Annotated in this window: 23 protein-coding genes; 15 read left to right on the top strand and 8 right to left on the bottom strand. The window is 60.5% G+C overall.

The window, feature by feature from the left end; translation table 11 throughout:
- From RQH14_RS05665 to RQH14_RS05645, 5 genes are all read right to left on the bottom strand, one after another.
- Positions 1–448: DUF4192 family protein (locus RQH14_RS05665; RefSeq protein ID WP_311212355.1), on the bottom strand; the 448-nt coding region annotated here is incomplete at its 3' end.
- Between the two features lie 842 nt (positions 449–1,290).
- Positions 1,291–2,085: an HNH endonuclease signature motif containing protein gene (locus RQH14_RS05660; RefSeq protein ID WP_311212354.1), complete on the bottom strand. Its 795-nt coding sequence runs from the start codon at positions 2,083–2,085 to the stop codon at positions 1,291–1,293.
- Positions 2,086–2,131: 46 nt separating this feature from the next.
- Complete coding sequence (locus RQH14_RS05655; protein WP_091328562.1) at positions 2,132–3,601, bottom strand: AAA family ATPase; 1,470 nt, start codon at positions 3,599–3,601, stop codon at positions 2,132–2,134.
- Between the two features lie 283 nt (positions 3,602–3,884).
- A complete protein-coding gene (locus tag RQH14_RS05650) occupies positions 3,885–4,394 on the bottom strand; it encodes a hypothetical protein (RefSeq protein ID WP_311212353.1) in 510 nt (169 codons plus the stop codon).
- On the bottom strand, positions 4,394–4,942 hold the full coding sequence (locus RQH14_RS05645; protein ID WP_311212352.1) for a hypothetical protein: 549 nt from the start codon (positions 4,940–4,942) through the stop codon (positions 4,394–4,396). The genes RQH14_RS05650 and RQH14_RS05645 overlap by 1 nt, the downstream gene beginning before the upstream one ends.
- Before the next feature lie 489 nt (positions 4,943–5,431).
- Here RQH14_RS05645 and RQH14_RS05640 point away from each other — a divergent pair, with 489 nt between their 5' ends.
- Both RQH14_RS05640 and RQH14_RS05635 read left to right on the top strand, forming a co-directional pair.
- The gene (locus RQH14_RS05640; RefSeq protein ID WP_311212351.1) at positions 5,432–6,520 is read left to right on the top strand and encodes a hypothetical protein; all 1,089 of its coding nucleotides are present in this window, start codon (positions 5,432–5,434) and stop codon (positions 6,518–6,520) included.
- Between the two features lie 285 nt (positions 6,521–6,805).
- A protein-coding gene (locus RQH14_RS05635) for an IS3 family transposase (RefSeq protein ID WP_311212361.1) occupies positions 6,806–7,950 on the top strand; the annotation gives its coding sequence in 2 pieces (ribosomal slippage) (positions 6,806–7,082 and positions 7,082–7,950; 1,146 coding nt in all).
- A 564-nt stretch (positions 7,951–8,514) separates the two neighbouring features.
- Here the strand turns inward: RQH14_RS05635 and RQH14_RS05630 are convergent.
- Entirely contained in the window at positions 8,515–10,113 is a 1,599-nt protein-coding gene (locus RQH14_RS05630; protein WP_311212350.1) for a hypothetical protein, read from the bottom strand.
- 1,286 nt (positions 10,114–11,399) lie between these two features.
- On the bottom strand, positions 11,400–12,098 hold the full coding sequence (locus tag RQH14_RS05625) for a GntR family transcriptional regulator (protein WP_311212349.1): 699 nt from the start codon (positions 12,096–12,098) through the stop codon (positions 11,400–11,402).
- Between the two features lie 108 nt (positions 12,099–12,206).
- Between RQH14_RS05625 and RQH14_RS05620 the strand changes: the two genes are divergently transcribed.
- The 4 genes from RQH14_RS05620 to RQH14_RS05605 are packed head-to-tail and all read left to right on the top strand — an operon-like array spanning position 12,207 to position 17,677.
- Entirely contained in the window at positions 12,207–12,968 is a 762-nt protein-coding gene (locus RQH14_RS05620; RefSeq protein ID WP_311212348.1) for a 5-oxoprolinase subunit PxpA, read from the top strand.
- 53 nt (positions 12,969–13,021) lie between these two features.
- Positions 13,022–14,350: an MFS transporter gene (locus RQH14_RS05615; RefSeq protein WP_311212347.1), complete on the top strand. Its 1,329-nt coding sequence runs from the start codon at positions 13,022–13,024 to the stop codon at positions 14,348–14,350.
- Complete coding sequence (locus tag RQH14_RS05610; RefSeq protein WP_311212346.1) at positions 14,334–15,932, top strand: 5-oxoprolinase/urea amidolyase family protein; 1,599 nt, start codon at positions 14,334–14,336, stop codon at positions 15,930–15,932. Before RQH14_RS05615 ends, RQH14_RS05610 begins: the two co-directional genes overlap by 17 nt.
- A complete protein-coding gene (locus RQH14_RS05605) occupies positions 15,932–17,677 on the top strand; it encodes a biotin carboxylase N-terminal domain-containing protein (RefSeq protein ID WP_311212345.1) in 1,746 nt (581 codons plus the stop codon). The genes RQH14_RS05610 and RQH14_RS05605 overlap by 1 nt, the downstream gene beginning before the upstream one ends.
- Before the next feature lie 68 nt (positions 17,678–17,745).
- Here the strand turns inward: RQH14_RS05605 and RQH14_RS05600 are convergent, their stop codons facing one another.
- Positions 17,746–18,639 carry a LysR substrate-binding domain-containing protein gene (locus tag RQH14_RS05600; RefSeq protein WP_311212344.1) on the bottom strand — a complete coding sequence of 298 codons (894 nt, stop codon included), beginning with the start codon at positions 18,637–18,639 and terminating at the stop codon, positions 17,746–17,748.
- A gap of 74 nt (positions 18,640–18,713) precedes the next feature.
- Between RQH14_RS05600 and RQH14_RS05595 the strand changes: the two genes are divergently transcribed.
- From RQH14_RS05595 to RQH14_RS05555, 9 genes are all read left to right on the top strand, one after another.
- Positions 18,714–19,379: an RraA family protein gene (locus tag RQH14_RS05595; protein WP_311212343.1), complete on the top strand. Its 666-nt coding sequence runs from the start codon at positions 18,714–18,716 to the stop codon at positions 19,377–19,379.
- Positions 19,379–20,044 (top strand): RraA family protein, encoded by a 666-nt coding sequence (locus tag RQH14_RS05590; protein WP_311212342.1) that lies wholly within the window; start codon positions 19,379–19,381, stop codon positions 20,042–20,044. Before RQH14_RS05595 ends, RQH14_RS05590 begins: the two co-directional genes overlap by 1 nt.
- The gene (locus RQH14_RS05585; protein WP_311212341.1) at positions 20,041–20,631 is read left to right on the top strand and encodes an RraA family protein; all 591 of its coding nucleotides are present in this window, start codon (positions 20,041–20,043) and stop codon (positions 20,629–20,631) included. The genes RQH14_RS05590 and RQH14_RS05585 overlap by 4 nt, the downstream gene beginning before the upstream one ends.
- A gap of 12 nt (positions 20,632–20,643) precedes the next feature.
- Complete coding sequence (locus RQH14_RS05580; RefSeq protein WP_311212340.1) at positions 20,644–21,801, top strand: pyridoxal phosphate-dependent aminotransferase; 1,158 nt, start codon at positions 20,644–20,646, stop codon at positions 21,799–21,801.
- Positions 21,798–22,103, top strand: a complete 306-nt coding sequence (locus RQH14_RS05575; protein ID WP_311212339.1) for a DNA-directed RNA polymerase subunit alpha C-terminal domain-containing protein — start codon at positions 21,798–21,800, stop codon at positions 22,101–22,103. Before RQH14_RS05580 ends, RQH14_RS05575 begins: the two co-directional genes overlap by 4 nt.
- Positions 22,104–22,130: 27 nt before the next feature.
- Positions 22,131–22,949, top strand: coding sequence for an alpha/beta fold hydrolase (locus tag RQH14_RS05570; RefSeq protein ID WP_311212338.1), 819 nt, complete (start codon positions 22,131–22,133; stop codon positions 22,947–22,949).
- The gene (locus RQH14_RS05565) at positions 22,946–23,212 is read left to right on the top strand and encodes a hypothetical protein (protein WP_311212337.1); all 267 of its coding nucleotides are present in this window, start codon (positions 22,946–22,948) and stop codon (positions 23,210–23,212) included. The genes RQH14_RS05570 and RQH14_RS05565 overlap by 4 nt, the downstream gene beginning before the upstream one ends.
- A gap of 75 nt (positions 23,213–23,287) precedes the next feature.
- Entirely contained in the window at positions 23,288–24,862 is a 1,575-nt protein-coding gene (locus tag RQH14_RS05560) for an amino acid permease (protein ID WP_311212336.1), read from the top strand.
- Positions 24,859–25,074 (top strand): hypothetical protein, encoded by a 216-nt coding sequence (locus RQH14_RS05555; protein ID WP_311212335.1) that lies wholly within the window; start codon positions 24,859–24,861, stop codon positions 25,072–25,074. Before RQH14_RS05560 ends, RQH14_RS05555 begins: the two co-directional genes overlap by 4 nt.
- Positions 25,075–25,112: the final 38 nt, after the last annotated feature.

Here is a 25,112-nt window from a genome sequence, read left to right as displayed (position 1 = left end):
GGTAGATGAATTCGGCGTTGACGCGGCTGTATTCAGTGGTGTTGATAGGCAGGCTAATGTCTTGGCCGAGTTCGCTGTCGTAGGGGGAGTAGGTGTCGTCGCTGACGAAGATCCCGTCGCGGATGGTGATGCCGTTTTCGGCGAGGACTCCGGTAAGAGCTGCGATGGTTGCTGCGTGTGGCTTGGGCTGGCCTGGTTCGCAAGAGCTGGAAGTGTAGAGGGCGAAGACGATGCTGGTCGCGCTGGTGTCGCTCGTTAGATAACTGCTGACGGTTCGGGCGTAGGGGAGTTCCGTTCCCGGTTCGCGGGGGAGGTCAATCCGGAGGGTGGCTACGACCTTGCCCTTATCCAGGGTTATACAGACGAGGCTTTCCTGAGGCCAGAACCCGAGGGTGTGCCCGATGAAGCTCAGCAGGTCTGCCGGGTCTTTGATGGTGAGCGCATTCATTGTCCTTTTCCTTTGTGCGTGTGTTGTGTCTTTGGCCTTTACGCCGTTCTGATAGGGGACTTGTCCGCTGATAGGGAGCTGGAACGCAACCAGGGTGACCGGGGGCAGGTTCTCGGAAGGGACCAAGTGGCGTGGGAGCGCTGAGCCAATTTCCAGGGTTCGGAATCGGCGCGGTGACGCCATGGTTGCGCGGAGGCCCATCCAGCGAAGATCGGGATATCAGAATGACAAACAGCGTTGTTGCTTCTGGCTATTCATGGGCAGGCCGATGTGCAGCGTCATGACTGAGCGGCCCTAGTCTTCGGCATGAGGCATCGCATGGCGGGATCGCTGCGACGGATGTGCCGGGGACTGTTTTCAGTCCCGACATATGCGCCGTTATCGGCGAGGGTCGGTGACGTCGGCGGTAACCGCCATTGACGGGAAGCACCGAACGGGGTTGTGGTACCTCTGCTGTTGTATGCCGAGAACACAAGAGCTGCGGGTCCCGGTTTCGACATCCCATCGTCTGCACGAATTGCGTATCTTTACTTCGGCTTGCGCCGCGGTCATTTGAAGTGCATCTGTTGGTGAGTTACGGGGTGGAATCATCCCCTAGGTCGTGTCATGAACTTGAACGGAGTTTTGGCGTGCACTAGTTCAGGGCCAGAAAATCCGCCGGAAGCGTGGCCGGCGGGCTGCTTACATTAGGGCAAAAGCGAGGCCATAAGCGATTTCTTTGAGCGTTCGTGCATCATGATGGGAGCGTCGGCGCTGGCCATGGGTCGCAGAGATGTCAGCTGCGAGCACACTTGATAAGCGATGCTAAGAAGCCGCCCCAGCAATTCCGATCAAAGTATCTATCACGTCAGTCCAAAGTGGACACTGAGATACCATTCGCTCTCAAGCATGGCCATGTGCGCTGCACCCTCCCAAGAGTTCACGCGGCCTCCGGACTGCTGTATCGAGGTCAGTTGGAGGTGCTCCCGAGCTCGTGCCAATGTCATGGAGGCTCCGTATTCGGTCCTGAGAAGCGTGGCGAAATTGTCCAAGGATTGCGCGCTCCATGTGCTGAATCTCTCCCAGAGCTTGAATACAGTCATGTGCTGTTTCAACCGGGCCTCGAGTTCAGGGGCAGGAACGGGAAGACTTACACCAAAGTCGACGACTGGTGTCCCGAGCGGACCATTGGCTAGCGTTGCCGTCAACCAAGGCAAGTCGAAGGCAGCATCAAAGTAGGGGTGGAGTATTGCTGGCTTGTCGGGACCGGGCTTGTACGCTAACTTTGCGAAGTTGCAGTCGCCGCAAGCGGGAACTAAGTTCGCTGGATGCACCGTAGTTCCAGCAAATTTTGTCTTTGGAAGGTAATGGTCGAGTTCCGACGCGAAGCCTTCGCCGCAGTAGGGACAGAGGGCGTTCTTCGCTGCGTTCTTTATGCCATTACGAAGGATCTCCGTGCTTTGGTTGCGACTGAACTGCTTGTCATACAGGTCGACCATTGCCGAGTCGTTCAACTCGGCAACCTTAAAATTGCGGCCCTCCGCTTCATCAAACTGACCGTTTGAAGCAAGGAGCTCGAATGCATCGCACTTCGCCTGGACAGTTGGCGCTGCCGCGAGATAGGGAATGCGATCATCGCTCTTCTTGATGCTCTTCACAGCGGTTGAGTAGGCGTCCGCTGCTGTAGTAGAGGGTGGATTTAGCCTATACATAGTCTTCGTCCCGCTGGTAGTCAAGCGCGCTTAGAACGAATCGTCCCTCGCTTCCAAGTTGCCAATCAAGGGCCTCCATGACTCTAAGCGCCGAATTATCGTTCTGATCGAGTAGCGTGACGAGAACCTGGTTATAGCCCGTCCGATTGATATCAAGATGAAATACTTCGGAAGTGAGGCGAGAAACCGACTCACCAAAAGTTTCCGTGGCAAGCCGCGAGGCGCGAAAGTCATCCCCACTTCGCTGGAGCATCCAGACGCACGAACGCGGCACCTCCTGCAGCACGACGGGCGAGTGCGTCGCAGTGATTGCGACTCCGTTTCGGTCGATCACGAGATCGGAGACGGCTCTGGTTAACGCCGACAACAATGGCGGGTGTAGATGTGTCTCGGGTTCGTCGATGAGTATCAGGGACCGTTCCTCCACTAACTCGACAAGGCGCGTCACTGTCAACAGCACGATCTTGTGCCCCGAGCTCATTGATGAAAACGTTGCTTGAGCGTCCTTGGAGTTGATCAGGTCGTCTAGGTTTGCATCTGCAAGGATCGCGTCGGCGGCTGCAAGTGTTCTAACTGCCGCCAGCCAACGATCACGTCGCCGGCCCTTGGAGCAGACAAGGAGGCTCTTCGCAAACTGAACGTCGAGCGATTCCTTCTCCCGACTCGACAAGCCAACAAAATGAACATCCACTTCGCTTGAGAATGGCGCCATATTGTCAAGATCAAACGCAGAGAAGGCGACGTGCACAACGTTTGCAAATGGCACTGGATGAGGATCGGCAGAAATGTCTGTTGTCATCTCGTCGGAGAATGTCCAGGACGTCGCTTCTGAGCCACAGGATGCTGCAACCAAATCGCGTAGCAAACTTGACTTGCCCACACCGTTCGCACCGATTAGAACATGCACATTGGTCGGCGGCATAACGTCTGGATCAACTCCGAATTCAAGCCTAAAAGGCGGAACCGTCGAGCGTGAGTAGCTGAACCTGTACGGTGTTAGTGGTGCTCGTCCTTGGATTATTCGGCTGAATTGGACGGTGACAGTATTTATGGGAATCGAGCGGAGAAGCGAGGTTCCGAGGGCAGGCTCATCCTCTACATTCTTGAATATGGTAGGGCTTTCAGCTATGTCTCGAAGGGCGCGGAGCGCGTGTCTACCGATGTCGTTTGGAAGGGCCGCGAGTGCAACATAGTACTCACGGTCCTGTCCTAGTGAGTAGAACTCGGGGCTGAGCTGCGTGAAGGTTGCAGGCAACTTTGTATGAGGATCTCTCTCAGCCATTCTGAGCGGCGCGATCTTGACGGCGCCGATCTCAAGTGCTGTATCTCCCGTGCCGTAGTACAGCATGAAACTCGTCTTGTAGTGGAAGTCGTCCCACATATCGACGACCAGGGTGAAGGTACGGGCAGTCTTGACTGGCCACGCGCCTGAGCTGACGACGACGAAGTGAGGTGAGATCATGCGTCCACGACCCCACAGCACGCAGTCAGGTTCTCGTCAGGATTCTGGCTGCTCAGAGGGCGAGGCCCGACATTTGTGTAGTGTGTGTTACTCATCTGCGCCTTACTGTGAATTATCTGCATCATTGTTGCGGAAGCTAAGGACATTGGTCCGCCGAAGTGTGCATTGGCGTCAAGCCTGGGACCAAATGTTGCCATACATCCGCACCCGCCTGACAGACACCACGTCAACGACACGTGAGCCGAGTCAGGGGACGAACTTATGACAACAACGGCATTGCTTATCAGTCGGCGAATATTTCTGACTGTTCTGATCTTGAGATTTTCATACTCTGTGTCCAGAGTTTTCTTCTAAGAAGCCCGAGCTCATGAAGTTCACCTCTGGAGTCTCTGTGCCATCGTCTTCCCGAGTTATCGCGGAACAATGCGGGAGCCAAGAGTGCATTGGTAGACCATTCGACTGAATACGCCAGCTTGTCGCCAGGTTGCAGATGGCGGACGCTGCGGACGTTGTTGCGGTACTCGCCTCGCGGTTCTGCCAAAATTCTCACATCGTAAATGGGCTCATCACTTAGGTTGGCGACCGTAAAGTTGCTGTAGGTGACGGTGCCACCTCCACGCAGATCGGCAAGAAGCTGGTCCTCCACGTAGAAGGCGATTTTCCGGGCTTGTTGCCGACGGCGTTGTTTCGCATCGCGCAAAATGACGACGAAGGTGGCGATGAAAGCTGCGGTTGTGCCAACTCCGCCGACCCACTCAGCGACGGTTCCCCAAGTATCGGGATTGAAGTCCATCAGACAGCAGTCTCCTCATTGAACTCGTCTACGCCCAGGTCTTGGCGGATCAGCCGTTCAAGTTCCCCAGTCTTCTGATTGAAGAGGCCCGTGGCTTGCTCAAAGAGCGCGTCACGCTCTGGTACATCTGAAACCTGCATCACTTTCATGATGGAGACAACAATTTTTGTTAGTTCAGAAAGGGCGACTTGTACTTGGTCCGGGGCAAACAATCTAATGGAAAGAGTTGACGACAAGTTGCGCGCTAATTCCGTGATGGGTGGGGCACCAGACGGCCTATAACCCATCTTTGTCTCCGCGATCGCTAATTCGAGTTCGTGAAGTTTGGCTAAGTGGTCGGAGTAGACCTCAACTTTGCGCTCCCGCAGCCATTGGGCTTGTTCCAGTTCCTGTTCGTGCTCTCGCTTTGCCGCCGCCGCCACCCGTGCACCCTCAATCGTCGCAAGAGTGTTCCGGCTGTTGAACGCACCGGCGATCAGAGCTCCGCCTACACCAGCTGAAAGTGTTCCACAGGCTACAACGATCAGCCGTATTGTCTCCCCATCCATCAGGCAATCGTACTCAGGCTTTGCTACCCCTTTTGTCCCAAGCTCCACCTCTAATCGGCCTTCCCAAACATGTCGAACCCAGACAGATACCTTTAAGGATTAGGAACCAACCCCGTTCTGAAGGGACGCACCTCAGTAGGAGGCCCCAGGTAAAGACTGGCAGCCCGGTCGTGTCCAACCATGCGGCAGCTTCTTGATCTTTCTTCATACAAGCTGGACAACCACTCCGGTGCCTCCTTGACGCGAAGATTTGCGCCGGCCTCCCCTTGCGCACCGACCGGCAGTTCAGACGCTCGCCATGCATGGATACGGATCTCCTCACGGGCTATGCCGCGGTCCTCGGTAGCGATGTTAGAGCCTCGCCCCCTTGCTGAAAGCCCAGTAAAGGATCTTAAATGACGCCGAAACGGGTGGCTGCAACTGTCGCGATGGGGTGTACCCAACGCAACCAGACCAGACTTCGTGTCCATGCAGTCTTAGACTGCTGGGATGGTGAAGACAAACGAGAAGGCGCAACTGGTGGCAGCCACCTTCGTCACTGCCGTGTCCACCTTCGGCGCGTGGCATTATTCTCAACCTGCCCTCTCTTCAGTCCCGTCGCTGAGTTTGCCCGGTGCGGTTTTCGTGGGGGTGAAGCAGGGGTCAGCATCGGCGCCAGTCCGAGTGGATGTTGACCTGCGCTTCTCTCCTTCTCCAAGCCTGACCCTGTTCGACATGGTCCTGAAAGGAGATGCCGCCGCCGCTGTTCCGCCGGACCTAGCAGGTGAGTTAATGGTTGGGTTCTGTGGATCGATGAAAGACGTTCATCTGCGCAAGACGAGCAATGGCGAAGAACTCACACTTGAGCCGCCGATACCGCCGACAGATTCGAATCCGAAGGTGAGTTCTATCGGACTCGAATTTTCCCTTGATGACGACTGCGTCATGACCGTTATCAGCCCTACGGACTTTCAGGATAGGACCGTGGGGGAAACGGGTATCAGCTGGGCAGTGTCCCTTGAGGGTGAAACGACTGCGCCGACTGAAGCCTTTACGGGCTCCCATCATCGCTACGCCTTCCCGCGTATCGCTACTTTGACATTGCCCACTGTCATAGACCTACTGGACATTCAGGCGGTAGCTGCTTCATCCGTGGTCAACATCCAACCTAGAGATCTCCCGGCCGAGTACGTACCAACAATCTCAAGCCCACAGGTGGAAGACATCACAGCTCCCGGGTGGAATCTTCCCCTTCATAGCGCCGACACGACCGCAGGATTTCGGCTGACTGGCGTCGACCAGCAGGACGAGACGGAGGCCCAGCGCCAGCTTTTCCTTGCTTCCGCGGCGGCAGGTACCGCGGGGGGTGGCCTAATCTGGCTGGTTGGAGCCTTAGGCCCTGTACTCAATGACGTTATCCACAAGCGCCGGAATCGTGTGGCGCCTGTAGCAGAAGACGCAGGCGGGCTGGCGCTGTCTCCAGGCAGCAGGGCCGATGGCCCGGAACCTCCTGACTGCCTCCGCCATGTCGCAGCACCCGCCCTTCTAGCCCTTGCTGGGGCTACGTTGACCTGGACGATCCGTAAACGCAGGCGTTAGCTCCGAGCCGTTCCTGCGAAGCTTGGAATAGGAGGTTGTGCACCTCTCCGGCCGCGGGTTGGGTATATAGGGTGTGATGACAGTTTCGCGGTGGCATGCAACCTATAGCTGCGGGCGCCCACCACCGTTAGCTCTGCGCATACATTCGGCGGTCTAGGTTTGCGCGAGGCGCACAACTTCAAGATATCGAGTGTCTATGACTCACACAACAAAAGCCTGGGGACTGCCCACGGTTTTGTTGACTCCATGACCTAGCGAGCTCGTGCTCGTGGAAGGAAGTTGACCCTGCCCACGGCTTATGGGGCGGAGTTCCGCCAGGATGTTATTGATGTGGCCCGCAAGGGCGAAGCCCCGCTGGCGCAGATTGCAAAGGATTTCGGGCTGTCAGTCCCGACGCTCAAGCGTTGGATTGCCATTGCCGAACGTAAAGAATCCGGAGCCGGACATGCCGGCGGTGATTCGACAGAGATGCGTGAGCTGAAGAAGCGCAACCGTCTGCTGGAGCAGGAGAACGAGATCCTGCGCCGGGCGGCTGCCTATTTGGCCAGGGACATCAACCCAAAATGCTCTACCCGCTGGTCACGGCTCTTGCCGCCTACGGTGTTCCAGTGGCGGTGACCTGCAGGGTGTTGGGATTCAGCAAGCAAGGCTACTACCGCTGGAGAGCCAGCCCGGTGTCGGAACGGGACTGGATCGATGCGCACTTGGTCAATGCGGCCTTGGACATTCACGCCGACGACCCGGCATTCGGGTACCGTTTTATCGCCGACGAACTTCCTGGGAAGGGCGTCACGGCGGGCGAGAACAGGGTCCAGCGCCTATGCAGGGACCACGGAATCTGGTCGGTATTCTCGAAGAAGCGCGGCCTGAACCGCAGACCCGGGCCACCGGTTCATGACGATCTGGTCGAGCGGGACTTTACCGCCGCGGCTGCCAACGAGCTGTGGCTGACAGACATCACCGAACATCCCACGGTCGAGGGTAAGCTCTACCTCTGCGCGGTGAAGGACGTCTATTCCGGCAGGATCGTCGGGTATTCGATGGATTCGCGGATGAAGTCCTCGCTGGCCGTGACGGCACTGGAGAACGCGGTGCCGGCACGCAACCCTGCAGGGACCGTGGTGCATTCGGATCGTGGGTCCCAGTTCCGGTCCCGCCGGTTCGTCGAATCGCTCCGGCACCATGGCCTGACAGGGTCGATGGGCAGGGTCGGTGCGTGCGCGGACAACGCCGCGATGGAATCGTTCTTCTCGCTACTGCAAAAGAACATCCTGGACCGTCAGCGGTGGCTCACCAGACAGGAACTCCGGCTGGGCATCACAACCTGGATCGAGAGAACCTACCACCGCCGGCGTCGGCAGCGACGGCTGGGAAAACTCACGCCCATCGAATATGAAACAATCAACCGGACCGCGCTCACAGCGGCCTAAGACCCCGAGTCAACACAGGCCGGGGCAGTCCCCTATCGCATTGCACGCGCAGCTCTGACCCGACTCTTCGAACCCGGCGACCGTGTCGGTCGGGCCCTCGTGGGCAGGCTCGGCGCGTACGCCGCGCTGAGGCTTGCCACCGGTGCGCAGCTCGTATACGCCATTCCGGAGGTCACGGTCGAAGAACTGTCAGAAGCGTTGAGACGGTGGGCTCCACGGGTTCCGGAGGTCGACCCGGAGAAGGACCTAGCCGCCATCGAACGTCTGGGCGGAGGTTTCCTGATCCCAGGAGATGAACACTGGCCAGAAGGCTTGGACGATCTGCCCGACGCCCCGTACGGGCTTTGGTATCGGGGCAACATCGATAACGGCATCCCAGTGCCTTCGAAGTGGGACGAAGCCTTCCTTAGAACCCTGCTAGTGGCCGCTGCGGTATAGGCTCACTTAATTGTGAGTCCGACTTTCGGGGACCATGTGCCGGCTCTGCCGCTGTCACCCGCGGCAGTCGCAGTGCCCACAACTGGATACGCCTAGATGACCAGTCTGCGCACGACTTGCTTCGGCTTAGGTAGGAGGAACCCACATACACTGCTCCCATCGATTGATACCAGCGAGTGGGATTACTTGATAGCTAGGCACCCAGTGGGGATCGACGGGTGGAACAGGGCGGCACGAAGGCAGGGCAACGCCCTGCACATCGAAATGTTTTTCGGCTCTTATTTTGTCCAGGTTCTGTACCGTTCCAGAATCGAGCTCAGGTGCATCGATGGGGCAGGCGAGGTCCAGGTCGTCATCGACCAGATACCATCGTTCCGCACCATTGCCAAACAAGACAACCGATGTCATGCAATTCTCCAACCTGCCCTCGAAGGGGCCCAAACGTATCCGCTCGACCTCCTTCTTCCATCGAGCAAATTGGTGACTGGCATGGCGTGGGAACTGTACCTTTGCGGCAAACTCTTGCCACCGCTTGAGTTTCTTTCTTCGCACTAAACCATCGGCCCCTAAGTATTTGTTCACAGCGAAAGGATATTTATTTAGGCTCTTCACTAGCTGGTCACCGACATGCGTATCCAAGGTGCTTAGTGCGTTTAGCGCTGATTGGATCTCAAAATCCGAGGGGATTGTCCCTGCATGAGCGACCTTGTTTCGCAGATTGGCTATCTGGCGCTGCCACTCGCCAATTGGTCCATTGCCGTCACGATCCCAGTCGCCCTTGAGTCTAAAGGCAAGCTCGTTGAGTAGACGTCTGGAAATATTGTCGCGGTCGCCTAGGATATCGGCAGTCTTCTTAAGATCCGCGTCTTCCTCCCATGACAAAAGGAGGAAGAGCTCAGTTAGAAGTGTTTCGGCCGCAATCGCGATGAACAGGCTGGTAGCAGAGTTAGCGCCGGCTGCGTACGAGACCAAAGCTTCCTGTCTCATCAATGTGAAAGACTTAAATATTTCAGCGCCTGAGGTCTCAGCGCTCTCCAAGAGGTTGATGAGTTGATCCGCGGACATTGTGGGAGTGGACGCAGCGAGTAGTGCTGTTCCTCCATCGTTGACATGCAGAATTCCACCTTCCCACTTATCCGGTGTGCCAAACATCCGATGGATCATCGGAATGAAGGGTGGGAGGAGCTTTCTTGTTAGTCTGCGCGTGGGTATCTTCGTGAACAGGTGGTAGTAAGTCTGAAAGTCAGTGAGCACGTCGATAGCGTGCTCGAACGCATGGTCAACTGGGTCTGCCTGTGACGGGTCTAGAACACAGACTACTTCGACCGTTGTGTGCGCTATCGGGAGAGGGGGTGTCCGCTTTTCACCAGCAGCCTTTCCAGAAGAGCCTGACCTTTCAAGGGCCAGAGCCATGATCTTCATTGCGGCCTCAAACGGCTGTATATCCACCGAAACTTCACCCTGGTGAAAAATGACTATTTGCCTGGCAGCGTAATTTACGTTTCCTTGTGATGGCGGGCGAAAGCACGGCCCATTGTCTGAGATCGGATTCCAAACGTACCGAACAGGAAGTTGTGTCCGATGGGGGACCTTGATCGGGTCCGGCAAGGGAATGTAAAAATGCACTACATCGGGCTCTCCGTGAACCGGCATGAAGGTTCCCCTCGGCTTAGCCGGCTCAGATTGTTGAAGTCGGCGCTCAGCTCTTGCCCGGGTTCCGCTCATTTCAGGATTCTATCTGGACACGTACGTCGTTACGGCTACCGAGGCGCATGCACAACATTTGGCGTCGCTTGTGGTCTCAATTGATTCCCATTGGCCGCCGGCCTCCTTCTCTTCGGACTGACTGGTTTCCGCTGCGCTCCAACCAGTGTTGGGCGTCCGCTGGCGCGGCCGGCTGTTGGGGCCAGGGCGCGCCGTCGCAGAGCTCCGGTCACCCTGGCCCTGTTGTGTCCACGACGTTTTGGCTGCTGTTCTGACGAATTGTACGGGTCCGCCCCGGCCCGTCTAGCCCCTCACGCCGCCGAAAAGAACCCAACTACTTCCCCGACCGAGGCAACTGCCCCAAGCGCCGGCTACACCGCTACGTGTTCGGCGGATGTTCGTATTCGGGCTGGCCGGAAGGGCATGGTCATGTTCTTCGGTGCCGTATCGGCCATGGACTTGGATGAAGGAGGTGCTCTCACTGTGTTGAGCTATTCATCGTTCTGGCAGTTAGCGTGTCGTCGCGATTTGGGTTTGTTCTTCCGACCGTCAGGAGGCATGCCTTGGAGCTCAGGGCCTCATCCTGACCGGAGGCCTAACGCAGACTCTGAGGTGCCGTTCAGCACTCAATCTGCAGGGGCGGCAGCGCCGGTTTCCCAGTGCAGTATTTGAGTGCGCAGGGACGCATCAAGTCCCCGTTTCTCGGCGGTCGACCGAACAAAAAAGAAGTGTGGACAATGTCCACACTCTCCACCTCGGACTGCCTCGTACAGCCAACGGACTGCCCCGGATTCCGCATGTTTCCGCCGCACCACAGTGATTCCAACCCCTGGAATCACGTTCGAGTCCCACCTCGGGCACGGCATACCCCCTCGTCAGAGGGGGTTTTTGCTTTTACGTGTTGACAATTGTTGACACGAGTCTCTGATGTGTGGTGCCGGCTTGTGCCTGACCGCCGGTTGGCCTGTTCAGTTGTGGGGGAGCGGGTTCAGGGGATTGGCTGGTTGGCCCTCCGCTGGCTCTGAACTGGGGCTAAGCGGTCCTTCCTCTCCTAGTTCGTAGGGTAGGTGATGGTTGTCCTACACCGCTTCATGGATAGGGGTGGTGACAACAACATGACTCAGGAATCAGAGGCGGGACTGCTTGGTTCTGATGCGCCTTCGGGCCGAGCAGGGATGCGTCGACGGGGTGATCCGCTTCCGGATAGCCGAGGTGTGTGTCCGGCAGAGCGCCCGCATTCGAGCTCGCGACCGTAAAGCCAACGACGGCGTTATCGTCCGCCATCCTTCGCGTTGGTTTGGGGCTCGCTAGGCTTCGTATATTTCGAAGAGGTGCTGCTCGGAGCGGTCGAGGTAAGCCGCCAAAAGGGACGCGGCCTCCTCGAAGCGAGCGTCAGCCAAAGCTTTGGCGATCTTCTCGTTGTCCTCGACGTACCGTGAGTAAAACTCCACGTTCACGGGCTCTTTGAAGAAGAACAGCCGCATTTCAGCGAGAACCTGGTTCATGAGGGTATTCAGTCGCTGGCTTTCAGCCATCTCGACAATGGCGCGGTGGAACCCAAGGTTGGCATCGGCCAGGCGTTCCTTGTCCTTGGCTTTCGCGGCCTCTTTGCCGTCTGCCACGGCCTCCTGAATGGCCGCGATGCGTTCGGCAGAGCCGCCATTGCGAACTGCGCTGACTTCGATGGCTCGGCGGACGGTGTAGAAATCCCGGAGGTCATCGGCTCCCGGGGCAGCGACGAAAACTCCGCGGTTGGGAAGGCGGACAACAAGGCGTTCGGCGCCGAGTTCCGCGAAGGCTTCCCGGAGGGTATTCCTCGAGACGCCAAGCTCTTCGGCGATGGTGGGTTCGTTGAGGCGCATGCCCGGTACCCACTTGCCAGTGATGAGTTGACGGCGAAGCTCCGCCGCAACCCGCGAAGCGACAGCGGGAACCGCAACCCGCAGCCTCGCGGCGGGGCCCAGCTCGTAGTGGGCGTCATCCAAGAGTTCCCCAGCGGTGTCCATAGAGATGAATCTACACTCTCTCACGAACTTTCACGAAGAGAATCGTTGAACGATTCCCAAACTTAAGCAATGATGGGTCCATCACCTTTTCCTGAGATGAGGATCACAATGAATCAAATCGACTTGAACAGTGACGTCGGTGAATCGTTCGGGCGATGGAGCCTGGGCGATGACGACGCAGTGTTCCGTTCTGTCTCCAGCGCCAATGTCGCGTGCGGCTTTCATGCCGGAGACCCATCAGTCATGCGAGCTACCTGCGAACTTGCCGTCCGTCGCGGCGTCACCGTGGGGGCACACCCCGGCTACCGTGACCTTGCCGGCTTCGGCCGCAGGTTCATGGACATCGCACCGAACGAACTGGCCGACGACGTTGCCTACCAGATCGGCGCCTTACAGGCGATGGCGGCCATCGCCGGCACCACGGTCAAATACGTCAAACCCCACGGCGCACTCGGCAACGCGATCGTGCACCATCCAGCGCAGGCCCAAGCGGTCGTGGACGCAGTTCGTTCAGTGGATCCCACGCTGCCGATCCTTGCCCTCGCAGGATCAGAAGTCCTGATCCGTGCAGAGAAAGCAGGGCTGCGGGGAGTGCCCGAGGCCTTTGCCGATCGCGCCTATACCCGTGACGGGGCTTTGGCGCCGCGCAGCCTGGAGGGCGCAGTCCTTCACGATCCGGAGCTCATCACAGAACGCGTGGTCCACCTGGTACGGGAAGGGAAGATCGAGACCATCGACGGCTCCCACATTGATGTCCGTGCCGAAAGCATCTGCGTTCACGGAGACACAGCAGGAGCAGTCCAGATTGCCTCAGCCGTCCGGGATGCCCTGGAAAACCAGGGGATCGCCGTCATGAGCTTCGTGCCATGACCACCGGGAAAAACCTGCCAATCTCATTAGCCCCACAAGAACACGAGAAGACCATGTCCACAGCAACGTCCCCACAGCAGGCCAAGCTCCGCAAGCGGAGTGCCATCAAGGCCTACGTCGCCAGCCTCAGCGTAACATCGCTGGAATACTATGACTTCGCCATCTACTCCGTAGCGTCGGCACTGGTCTTTCCCAAGATCTTCTTCCCCGGCAATGACGAATTCGTCGGCCTCCTGCTCTCCTTCTCCACGTTCGCCGTCGGATACCTTGCGCGACCTCTTGGCGGGGTGATCTTTGGACGTCTCGGTGATCGGCTGGGCCGCAAGCATGTCCTGGTTGTCACGCTCCTGCTGATCGGCGCCGCCACCATCCTCATCGGCGTCCTGCCCGATTACAACGCGATCGGCCCGGCGGCTCCGGCGATCCTGGTCCTCCTTCGACTGGCGCAGGGAATCGGCGTCGGCGGCGAATGGGGCGGTGCCGTGCTGCTTTCCAGCGAATTCGGCGATCCCAACAAGCGCGGCTTCTGGTCCTCCGCAGCCCAGATCGGCCCGCCCGCCGGCAACCTCATGGCCAACGGCGTCCTCGCTATTCTGGCCGCTTCCCTCAGCAACGACGCTTTCCTCGGCTGGGGCTGGCGCGTGGCCTTCCTGGCCTCCGCACTCCTGGTGGTCTTTGGCCTGGTTATCCGCCTGAAGCTCGAAGAAACACCGGTGTTCAAAGCCTTGGTGGAAAACAACGAACGGTCCGAAGCGCCTCTGCGTGAAGTGTTCCGCAATGAGCCCCGTGCCCTCATCGCAGCAGCCCTGTCCCGCATCAGCCCCGACGTGATCTACTCCATGTTCACGGTCTACGTCGCGGTGTACGCCACTAAGGAACTGGGCATGAGCACCGGCAACGTCCTCACAGCCATCCTCGTCGGCTCAGGGGTGCAGATTTTCATTATTCCGACGGCGGGTGCCCTCACCGACCGTTTTAACCGCCGACTCTTGTATGGCATCGCCGCAGCAGGCAGCGCCGTCTACATTCCGCTGTTCTTCATCATGATCCAGGACCGCTCCGTCGTGACTCTCACCCTCGGTGTCGTCGGTGGCTTGATCTTCAACGGTCTGATGTACGGCCCGCAGGCAGCCTTCATCACCGAGCAGTTCCCTGCCCGCCTGCGCTACGCAGGCAGCTCATTGGCCTACACCCTCGCCGGGGTTCTCGGCGGCGCGATAGCGCCCCTGATCTTCACCGGCCTCTACGCGGCTACCGGAACCTGGTACCTGATTGCCGTCTACCTGGCCGTGTGCGCCGTGATCACCATCGTCGGCGTCTCCCTTGGCCGCGACCCCAAACCCGAAGAAGACCTAAGGCTCATCCATGACGTCAACGCCTGAGACCCAGCCCCACCTTCACAACGAGTCCAGGGTGCTTTCCGTCCGGGCCGTTGGAGAACGCGGCGTGCTTGCCGAACTCGCGGCACCCCACGACGTGCTCGCACTGACCGACCTGCTTAACCGGAACCCATTTTCCGGGCAGCGAGAGGTCGTCCCTGCAGCCGAAACAGTCCTGGTCACTGCCGAAAGCCCCACAGCCGTGCTGAGGATCAAGAAAGGGCTGCAGCATCTGTCCATCCCGCCCTACCGGCACACGAGCGACAAACTCGTCGAAATCGAAACGGTCTATGACGGGGAAGACCTCGAAGTTGTTGCGGAACTGGCAGGCATCAGCCCCGAAGCTGTGGTGGCAGCCCACACGGGCCAGCTCTGGACGGTTGCGTTCACAGGTTTCGTCCCGGGCTTTGGCTACATGGTGGGGGAGAACGACGTCCTTACCGTCCCTCGCCGGGATACTCCCCGAACAAACGTGGAAGCCGGTTCGGTGGCACTGGGAGGCAGCTATACCGGCGTCTACCCCCGGCAATCACCGGGCGGCTGGCAAATCATTGGACACACCAGCTGCCCCATGTGGGACAGCGAACGCGCAGAACCAGCTTTGGTCAGTCCAGGGACCAGCGTCCGGTACAAGGCCGTGCGCGACAGGGCGCAGGTGACCAGATCGGTACCGGTTCCCCGGAAGGTCGACGGTCCGGGACTCAAAGTTCTCCGAAGCCTACCCCTCACGCTGATCCAGGACCTTGGCCGTCCCGGTTACGCCGCTATTGGGGTCTCACGCTGTGGGGCACTGGACCAAGGCTCACTGCGCCGGGCCAACAGACTCGTCGGCAACCCCAGTGGGGCCGCGGCCATGGAAATCGTCGACGGCGGGCTGACTGTTCAGGCGGTGGGGGATCAGATTGTGGCCCTTGCCGGGGCCCCGGCAGGAATGCAGATCACTTCAGTTAACGGTTCGCGCGAGGCCGCTGCCGCCTGCCCTGTGGCGTTGATGGACGGAGAAACCCTGGTGCTCTCGCCGCCGACAACGGGGGTACGCAGCTACCTGGCTGTCCGCGGCGGAATAGAAGCCGAAGAAGTCCTGGGCAGTCGCTCGGCAGACACCATGGGAGGACTGGGCCCGGAACCATTGGCAGTAGGCCAGTTCCTGCCCGTCGCCCCAGCCCCAAGAACTGCGGTAGGGGAACCGGAACAACAACCGGATTTTCCCGCCGACGAAGTGTCCGAACTTGAACTGGGGCCCGGGCCCCGCGCCGACTGGTTCGCCTCCGACGCACTCCAGGCCCTGTTCAACCAAGACTGGACAGTCACGAACGACTCGAACCGGATCGGCATGCGGCTCAGCGGAACCCCACTGGAACGCATCCGCCATGACGAACTTCCCAGCGAAGGCACCATTTGCGGCGTGGTCCAGGTTCCACCGACAGGGCTGCCGGTGGTGTTCCTATCTGACCATCCCGTCACCGGAGGCTATCCGGTGATTGCCGTCGTCGCACCCAAGGACTTGGACAAGGCAGCCCAAATCGCTGCCGGAGGCCGCGTCCGCTTCAAACCTTCACCACTGATGACAGAAAGTACTTCCTGATGCGCAAGATCCTGATCGCCAACCGCGGAGAAATAGCCGTGCGGATCGCTTCGGCCTGTAGCGACGCCGGTCTGATCTCGGTGGGTGTTTACTCCGACAGTGACGCTGACGCCGCCCACGTCATGGCAATGGACGAAGCCTATGGTCTCTCCGGCCGTACACCGGCAGAAAGCTACTTGGACGTGGACAAAATACTCCATGCTGCAAAGCGCTCCGGGGCTGATGCTGTCCATCCCGGCTACGGGTTCCTCTCCGAGAACGCCGATTTCGCCCAAGCCGTCGTCGACGCCGGTTTGACCTGGATAGGCCCCAGCCCGGACGCGATCCGCGCGCTGGGGAACAAAGTCACGGCCCGGCAAATCGCGATCCTCGCCGGTGCGCCCCTTGTAGCGGGCAGCCCGGGTCCGGTGGCCAGCGCAGCAGAGGCACGCACCTTCGCTGAGGAACATGGGCTGCCCATCGCCATTAAGGCCGCCTTCGGTGGGGGAGGGCGCGGCCTCAAGGTAGTCCGGGACCTGGACGCAGTGGAGGAAGCGTTCGATTCCGCCGTCCGGGAAGCTGTCACCGCCTTCGGGCGCGGGGAGTGCTTCGTCGAGCAGTACCTGGACCGCCCACGGCACGTCGAAGCCCAAATACTGGCCGACACCTTTGGCAACGTCATCGTCGTGGGAACACGTGATTGTTCCTTGCAGCGACGCCACCAAAAACTCGTCGAAGAAGCGCCGGCACCGTTCCTGACCGATGAACAGCGCCACACCATCCACACAGCGGCCAAAGCCATCTGCGCGGAAGCAAACTACACCGGCGCGGGAACCGTGGAGTTCCTGGTGGCCCAATCCGGCGCCATTGCCTTCCTCGAAGTCAACACCAGGCTCCAAGTGGAACACCCCATCACGGAAGAAACCTCCGGGGTGGACTTGGTGCAGGAACAATTCAGGATCGCCCAAGGCTTGGCCCTCTCCCTGGACGAGGACCCCGCACCCCGCGGGCACTCCTTCGAATTCCGGATCAACGCCGAGGACGTAGGCCGCGGCTACCTGCCAACCCCCGGGACCGTGCAGTCCATCGCTGTTCCCACCGGTCCGGGCATCCGGCTGGATTCCGGTATTACTGCCGGCTCGGAGGTCTCCGGGGAGTTCGACTCCCTCATGGCCAAACTGATTATCACTGGTGCGGACAGGGATCAAGCCATCCGCCGGGCCCGCCGGGCCCTGAAAGACTTCACCATCACCGGTCTGCCGACGCTGCTGCCCTTCCACCGTGCCGTGGTCGAAGCCCCAGACTTCACTGAAGAGTTCTCCATCCACACCCGCTGGATCGAGAACGAATTTGTCCACGGCATCACCGCAGATCCCTCCTTCGATCCGCAGCACCCGGATCCCCAGCCTACGGTGACCATTCCCCTGGACATCGACGGGAAGCGGGTCATGGTTGGCTTTCCCGGGAACCTGGCGCGACTGCTCGGCGCAACATCCTTAGGCCATCAGTCCGCCGGCAACACAGGCGCTGAGTCCGGCAGCGCCGACCCGGAACTGGTCCGGTCGCCCATGTCCGGGAAGGTCGTCAAATGGCTCGTCGACGTTGACGCAGTTGTCCAGGAAGGAACGCCCCTGGTGATTCTCGAAGCGATGAAAATGGAAAGCGTCGTTCCTGCCCCGCACACCGGGCGACTTGCAGAAGTCCTGGCCGCAGCAGGCAGCACTGTCAAAGCAGGGGCGAATCTCGGCAGGGTCATGGGCGAATAAACCCTCACAAACCTGGGAGCAACGGCGCGGCGGCAGGGAAGCCTGTCACCGCGCCGTTGCTTCTGTTTTTAGCTGCCCTCTGCAAGGTCCCGTGCGCACCGGATGAAATGCATCGTGAGGGTCTCAGAAGCCCCATCGCGGATGACCAAGGACAGTTCAACCAGATCCACCCGCTCGGCAAGATCGCGGACAACGAAACCTTGTTCCGCCGGGCCAATGGATGAATTCGGTGCCAGCGTGACTCCCAGCCCGCAGCCGACCATGGCGAGCTGGGAATGGATCGAGTTGGCGAAGTGCTTCGCCTGCGGGCTGAACCCTGCCTTCCGGCAGGCAGCGACCATCTCGTCATGATAGTCGGGGGAGATGGCACGCGGCAGCCAAACCCAGGCGTCATCCCTGAGCTCAGCAAGATCCACCGGAGTCCCGGACGCGGCAGCAAGATGCGTTTCGGGCAGGGCAACAACGAAACGGTCCCGGCGCAGCGGAACTGACGTGAGGCCTTTGTTGGCGCCGGATTGACGGATGATGGCGACATCGAGCTCGCGGCGAAGCAACCTGTCGGGCCCGTGATGGGTGTCGATCTCCGATACCTCCAGTTCGACGTCAGGCCAATCACCGGTGAAGCGGCTCAAGACTGGAGGCAGCACACTGTTGAAAGCTGAAGTCACTGCCCCAATGCGTAGGGTGCCGGCCATGCCCGAGATTGCTCTGGCGGCGACATCCTGCGCCCGTTGGGAGGCCTGGACCAGCAGCCGGCATTCTTCGAGGAACAGCGTCCCGGCATCGGTGAGCAACACTGACCGGCTGGACCGGGTCAGGAGGCTGGCCCCCAATTGCCGCTCCAGCTGAAGGATGGCCTGGCTGAGGGGTGGCTGGGACATGTTGAGCCTCTCGGCAGCTCGCCCGAAATGGAGCTCTTCGGCGACCGCTATGAAATAGCGTGCCTGACGTACTTCAATCATTGAGTCGCAAAACCTCTTCCAGCCATACAAACATAGACCTTCACTATATCAATCCGAGCCTGTCTACTGGAAGCATGACTTCCAAAACAACTCTCTTGGAGCACTACGCGGCACTGGATTCAGCTGCTGTCTCCGATGCCCTCGACGCCCTGGGCCTGCCGCCGGGACAGGCTGGTTTCCTGCCCGTCTGGGGAACCCCGAAGATCGTCGGATTCGCTGTCACCGTGCAGCTGGAACCATACGTTCCGGGTCCTTCCGGTGCGCACATCGGCGCGACAGCCGTCTCGGCAGCCAATGACACCAATGTCATCGTCGTCGCCAATGAAGGACGCACCGATGTTTCCTGCTGGGGAGGGCTCCTCAGTCTCGGCGCCTCGCTGAACGGGGTCCGCGGTGTCGTGGCGGACGGTGCATCACGTGACGTTCACGAAGCGAGGGAGATGGGCTTCCCTGTCTTCGCCAAGGGACGCATCCCGGCCACTGCCCGGGGCAGGCTCCAGCAGCGCTCCACCGGTGAACCCGTTCAGCTGGGCGTGGTGACAGTCACTCCCGGCGACCTGGTGCTGGCCGATGAAACGGGCGTCGTTGTCGTCCCTGCCGCCCACGTTGACGAGGTGCTCGAACGCGCCCAAGGTGTGGCCGCACGCGAGCAGGCCATCGCCGCCGACCTGAGGGCCGGCGTCGCACTTCACGAAGCCATGCGCGACGCGCGCCTGGCAGGAACCACAGAGGAACACTGATGAACACCACCACTGAAACCAGCGTCATTGAACGCCTGGCAGCCCTGCCCACAGCCTCGATCTCCGATGCCATGGACGCGCTCGGCCTACACGGCACACTGCACGGTTTGTCGCCGCTGACCTACGACTTCCGCGCCACCGGACCGGCATTCACTGTCCAGTACGCCCCGGCTGGCGAAAGCCGCGGCAGCGTCGGGGATTTCCTGGACGACGTACCGGCCGGGTCAGTCATCGTCATCGACAATGAAGGACGCACCGATGTCACCGTCTGGGGCGGCATCATGACTGAGGTCGCCGCCGAGCGCGGCATCGCCGGAACCGTCATCAACGGCGTCTGCCGGGACATCTCCACCTCGCTGCAGCAGAACTACCCGCTGTTCAGCCGCGGCAAGTTCATGCGCACCGGAAAGGACCGGGTCCAGCTCGTCACGGTCCAGACCGAGGTGACCATTAACGATGTCACCATCTCACCGGCGGACATCATCTGCGCCGACGCCGACGGGGCGCTCTCTGTACCCCGTGCCCGCGCTGAAGAGGTCGCCGACCTGGCCGAAAAGATCGAAGAAACCGAAAATCGGATTGTCGAGTCGGTCAAGGCCGGTGCCACTCTGGTCCAGGCCCGCAAAGACCTCGGCTACCACGACCTCCAGTGGGGTAAAAAGTGACCAATGCAGCCCGCGGACACTCCTCCGCCACCCTCTATGAAGCCTCCAAACTGCCCTGTGCCTGCGATCCCGGCATCAAACCGGCCTGGCCCGGAGCCAAAGTCACCGGACCGGCGTTCACCGTCCGCGGCGTCGGCGGCGACAACCTCGCCCTGCACCACGCAGTCCTGAAAGCACCGGCCGGCAGCGTCCTCGTCGTCGACATGCAGGGCGCCGAACACGGCCACTGGGGCGAAATCCTCGCCGCTGCAGCCCAGCACCGCGGCATCGCCGGACTGGTCATCGACGGAGGCGTCCGCGACGTCGACGAAATGGCGGAGATGGACTTCCCGGTCTTCTCCCGCAGCGTCACCGTCGTCGGAACTGCCAAGCACTACGCCGGAGACTTCTCCTCCCCGGTCCGCGTCGGCGGCCTGACAGTCCGCACCGGCGACCTCGTCGTGGGAGACTCCGACGGCGTTGTCGTCCTGCCCCGGGATGCCGTCGACGCCGTCTTGGACAAAGCCGACCGGCGCGTTGCGGACGAGCAACGCTTCCTCGGCGAAATCCGAGAGGGCAAAACCACCCTCGAGATCTACTCCCTCTAGACGGAAGAACCCATGACAGTCACGTCCTCTCCACAGTTGGGCGCTCCCGAACGGATCGCCGCCTCCAGCCGCCGCCCCGCCACCCTGGGTGCGGCTGCACCGGGCACCATTTCACTGGCCATGGGGGAGCCCGACGCCGGCACCCCCACCGCGGTTGTCGACGCTGCCGTCCGTTCCCTGGTTGGGGGACGGACCCGGTACTCGCCCATGACGGGAGCGCCGGAACTGCGGGAGGTGCTCGCGCGGAGGATCTCCGCCGGGCACCCCCGTGCGACCACCGCACAGGAAATCGTCCTGACCCACGGCGGCTCCGCCGGGCTGGCCGCGGCCATGCTCGCCCTGGTCAAGCCAGGGGAACGTGTGCTGATCCCGGAACCGACCTACTCCCTCTACGCCGACCATGCCGCTATGGTCGGAGCAGAGGTCCTCTGGATTCCAGCCCTCCCGGACGGTTCCCTGAACCTGGCGGCTCTCCGCCAGGAGGCTGCGGCGGCCCGGATGATCATCCTGTGCAACCCCGGCAACCCCACCGGGCGTGTCTATCCGGCTTCGGACCTGGCCGGGGTCGGAGAAATTCTGGCGGATCACCCGGACCTGCTGCTGCTCTCCGACGAAGCGTACGGAAGCATTGTCTTCGACGAACTTGAGTTCGTCTCGGCCCTTGACTTGGCCGAGGTTTCCGCTCAGGTGGTCTACTGCAGCACCCTGTCCAAAACCTATGCCATGACCGGGTGGCGGCTCGGTTTCGTCGTGGCTCCTGCTCCCCTGGCGGACAAGATCAACCTGATCCACCGCACCATCAACGGACCACTGAACACCTTCGTTCAGGATGCTGCCCTGACAGCCTTGGAAACACCGGACAAGGACCTCCAGACCCTGACGGCCTCCTACCAGGAGCGACGCGACATGGTGATCAAGGCACTGAACGGAATTCCCGGCGTCGAAATCCTCTCGCCCCAAGGTGCCTTCTACGCGTTCCCCCGCATCACCACGGCTTTGGGGTCGGACGACATGGTGGCCCGGTTTGCCAAAGCCGGTGTCCTGGTCCGTTCGGGAAGCGAGTTCGGTCCCTCCGGAGAAGGCCATGTGAGGCTCTCCTTTGCCACAGACGCGGCGAGCCTGGACGAAGGTCTTCGCCGCTTCGCGGCAGCCGTCAGGGACTTCCCGTGACAGGCAACACCGGGCTGACCATTGCCGTATCCAGCCTTGGGCTGCCGTCACGGGCCGAAAACGCCCTGGTCCGCCACGGGATACGGACCGTCGAAGTGTTGACCACCTGGTCCCGCCTCGAACTGTTGACCCAGGTGGTCGGTCTTGGCGACGGGTCCTTGGACCTCATCGAAGCAGTCCTCGCGCACATGGGCCGCCACTTGGCCGCCGATGACGCCGGTCGCCGGTATCACCAGCCACGGGCGGGCACCAACCAAAGACACATCAAGAACCACCACGCCTGGGCTGTCCCTGCCCTTTGAGCCCCACCTTCCTGAATGGAGAATTCCTTGCCTGGCCTGACCAAGCTTGAGCCTTTCACCCTTCCGCTCGACGTCGACGGCGTCCGCGTCGACGTTGCCGGCATGTATCGCGCCGGTACCGGCATTCCTGTCGTCTTTCTCCATGGCTTTGGCTCCACCAAAGAGGACTATGCCGACGTCATCCAGCAGCCAGGGCTCGTCGACCGCCCGATCCTGGCCTACGACGCCCCCGGGTGCGGCGCAACCTCCTGCTCGGACCTGAACGCCATCTCCGTGCACTTCCTCGTCACCGTCGCGAAAGAAGTCCTTGCCGCCCAAGGCATCGAGCGCTTTCATCTGGTGGGTCACTCCATGGGCGGCCTCACAGCCCTGCTCCTGGCAGACCAGGCGCCCTCCCGCGTTGTCAGTTTCTCGGACATCGAAGGCAACATAGCCCCCGAAGACTGCTTCCTGAGCCGCCAGATCATCAGCCACTCCCACCCGGACCCTGACGGCTTCTTCAAGGACTTCCAGGAACGGGTATGGAAATCCCGGTTCTACTCCAGCAGCCTTTACGCGGCAAGCCTGCCCCACAAGGTCAGGCCCGGTGCCGTCCGGCCAATCTTCGAATCCATGGTGGAACTTTCCGACAACGGCGGCCTGATGGATCGCTTTTTGGCGCTGCCGTTCCCCCGCATGTACATGTACGGAGTGCAGAACAATAGCCTGAGCTACCTGTCACTGCTCGCAGAGAAGGGCGTTGAACTCGCCGAAATCTCCCGCAGCGGGCACTTTCCCATGTACTCGAACGCCCCCGAAATGTGGGACCGCCTGACCCGGTTCTTCCAGAGGAGCGAACAGTCATGAAACGCAGAGATGAAACCCCGGACCGGCTTGTCCGATACGACGAATGGCCCGCCCTGATCGGCGGCCACGTCCAGATCCGGAAGCATGGAATCCCGGTCCAGGCCGGCATCGTGGACCACGCCATGGCCGACTCTTCTACCGTGTGGCTCCGCGGCAGCGGCATCCAACCCCGGAGGGCTTTCGTCCGCAAGGAAGGTTACGAAGTCTGGATCAGGCCCCGGGACCTCCAGTTGCGCACTCAACCGGCGGCCGCAGCCTTCTAACGTAGTGCGGCCCGGGTCGCTGGGCCGCTTCCAACGGCCGCACAAGGATGTGCGGCTCAAACCCATGGAGAAAACATGAAAATTCCCGCGCATGACAGGGCGGACGAACTGGAGAACGAGCGGGAGCGCACCGGCGATGTTGCCTCGGCCGTCCGTGACTTTGCCAGTGAAGAACAGGGCTATCACAAGTCCCTGAAGCCTCGGCAAATCCAAATGATCGCCATCGGGGGAGCGATCGGCACCGGCCTGTTTATGGGCGCCGGCGCCCGGCTGAACGGCAGCGGGCCTGCACTGGTGCTGGTATATGCCATCTGCGGCTTCTTCGGCTTCCTGATCCTCCGGGCACTGGGCGAACTGGTCCTGCACCGACCGTCATCCGGGTCCTTTGTCTCTTACGCCCGTGAGTTCTACGGCGAAAAGATGGCTTACGCGGCCGGGTGGCTCTACTTCCTGAATTGGGCCATGACCTCCATCGTCGATGTCACAGCAGCGGCCCTGTACTTGAAATTCTGGGCACCCTATTGGCCGCCGCTTCAGGAAACGCCCCAATGGCTGCTGGCCCTCATCGCCCTCGTTGTGGTCCTCTCCCTGAACCTGGTCTCCGTCAAGCTCTTTGGCGAGATGGAATTCTGGTTCGCCCTGGTAAAAATCCTCGCCCTCGTCACCTTCCTCATCGTCGGCGTCGTCTTCCTCCTCAGCGGTGCAGCCACGGACGTCGGCCCCACAGGCTTCGTCGTGTTCTCCGACAATGGAGGGTTTTTCCCCAACGGCGGGATCGCCCCGCTCCTGGCCGCCAGCGGGGTGATCTTCGCCTATGCCGGCATTGAGCTGATCGGCACCGCTGCCGGGGAAACCAAGGACCCGGCCAAGATCATGCCCAAAGCCATCAACAGTGTGGTGTTCAGGATCGCTGTCTTCTACGTCGGCTCGGTGCTCTTGCTCTCCCTGCTCCTGCCGTTCACGTCCTATAAGGGCGGTGAATCACCGTTCGTCACCTTCTTCTCCCACCTCGGCGATCCCCAGGCAGGTGCAACGGCCGCCACCATCATGAACTTCGTGGTGCTGACCGCGGCACTGTCGAGTTTGAATGCGGGGCTCTATTCCACCGGGCGGATCCTGCGGTCCATGGCCGTGAACGGATCCGCGCCTCGTTTCACCGGCCGGATGAATGCCAAAGGCGTTCCCTACGGCGGAATCCTGTTCACCACGGTGGTTGCCCTGCTGGGCATCGGTCTGAACGCTCTCGTGCCCTCGCAGGCCTTCGAAATCGTCCTGGAGATCTCCGCACTGGGAATTATCGGATGCTGGGCGACCATCATGCTGTGCCAGATGAAACTTCACCGGCTCTCCAACGCGGGGTTGATCACACGCCCCGCCTTCCGGCTGTTTGGGGCGCCGTACACCTCATACCTGACCCTGGCCTTTCTGGCCTTCGTGCTGATTTCCATGGGTTTTTCCGAAACCGGGCGCTGGGTCCTCGCTTCGCTGCTGGTGCTGATACCGCTTCTGGTCATCGGCTGGTTTGTGGCCCGTGAGGGTATAACGGCAGCGGCCAATGAACGGGAAGGATACACCGGTAGTGTGCCCGTCCTGGCGAACCGCACCTTCATTCAACCGGAACGAACCCCGAAGGACAGCCACACACCATGACGATTCGGAACCCGGGAGCCGCCACCGTTCCCGCACTCGTTTCGACGGGGCATCATGCCCCCGTCAGCGGGTGGTGGCGGCCCGACGGCGAAACAGTGCCGTTCCGGCACGTCCCGCAAGGCGCCATGATGCCGGCCTTGCGTGGTCGTAAAGTCCGCTGGAAGCTGGAACTTGAAACCCCTTGGTCGGCGGAGCCGGAGCACGAGGCCTGAAGAGTGCCTTTTGGGGCACGATCACTCTGTCGTCGCAG

Origin of the sequence: Arthrobacter sp. WCS2018Hpa-7 (genome assembly GCF_031843805.1) — a bacterium.
Taxonomy (GTDB): domain Bacteria; phylum Actinomycetota; class Actinomycetes; order Actinomycetales; family Micrococcaceae; genus Arthrobacter.
Note: the sequence above shows the minus strand (reverse complement) of the source record. Positions and strands in the feature narration are given on the sequence as shown.

Coding starts and splice junctions, on each gene's coding strand:
- RQH14_RS05640 (WP_311212351.1), top strand. CDS start 5,432: ATGGTGAAGACAAACGAGAAGGCGCAACTGGTGGCAGCCACCTTCGTC.
- RQH14_RS05630 (WP_311212350.1), bottom strand. CDS start 10,113: ATGAGCGGAACCCGGGCAAGAGCTGAGCGCCGACTTCAACAATCTGAG.
- RQH14_RS05555 (WP_311212335.1), top strand. CDS start 24,859: ATGACGATTCGGAACCCGGGAGCCGCCACCGTTCCCGCACTCGTTTCG.
- RQH14_RS05605 (WP_311212345.1), top strand. CDS start 15,932: ATGCGCAAGATCCTGATCGCCAACCGCGGAGAAATAGCCGTGCGGATC.
- RQH14_RS05600 (WP_311212344.1), bottom strand. CDS start 18,639: ATGATTGAAGTACGTCAGGCACGCTATTTCATAGCGGTCGCCGAAGAG.
- RQH14_RS05625 (WP_311212349.1), bottom strand. CDS start 12,098: ATGGACACCGCTGGGGAACTCTTGGATGACGCCCACTACGAGCTGGGC.
- RQH14_RS05620 (WP_311212348.1), top strand. CDS start 12,207: ATGAATCAAATCGACTTGAACAGTGACGTCGGTGAATCGTTCGGGCGA.
- RQH14_RS05645 (WP_311212352.1), bottom strand. CDS start 4,942: ATGGATGGGGAGACAATACGGCTGATCGTTGTAGCCTGTGGAACACTT.
- RQH14_RS05590 (WP_311212342.1), top strand. CDS start 19,379: ATGAACACCACCACTGAAACCAGCGTCATTGAACGCCTGGCAGCCCTG.
- RQH14_RS05655 (WP_091328562.1), bottom strand. CDS start 3,601: ATGATCTCACCTCACTTCGTCGTCGTCAGCTCAGGCGCGTGGCCAGTC.
- RQH14_RS05565 (WP_311212337.1), top strand. CDS start 22,946: ATGAAACGCAGAGATGAAACCCCGGACCGGCTTGTCCGATACGACGAA.
- RQH14_RS05560 (WP_311212336.1), top strand. CDS start 23,288: ATGAAAATTCCCGCGCATGACAGGGCGGACGAACTGGAGAACGAGCGG.
- RQH14_RS05610 (WP_311212346.1), top strand. CDS start 14,334: ATGACGTCAACGCCTGAGACCCAGCCCCACCTTCACAACGAGTCCAGG.
- RQH14_RS05650 (WP_311212353.1), bottom strand. CDS start 4,394: ATGGACTTCAATCCCGATACTTGGGGAACCGTCGCTGAGTGGGTCGGC.
- RQH14_RS05595 (WP_311212343.1), top strand. CDS start 18,714: ATGACTTCCAAAACAACTCTCTTGGAGCACTACGCGGCACTGGATTCA.
- RQH14_RS05615 (WP_311212347.1), top strand. CDS start 13,022: ATGTCCACAGCAACGTCCCCACAGCAGGCCAAGCTCCGCAAGCGGAGT.
- RQH14_RS05580 (WP_311212340.1), top strand. CDS start 20,644: ATGACAGTCACGTCCTCTCCACAGTTGGGCGCTCCCGAACGGATCGCC.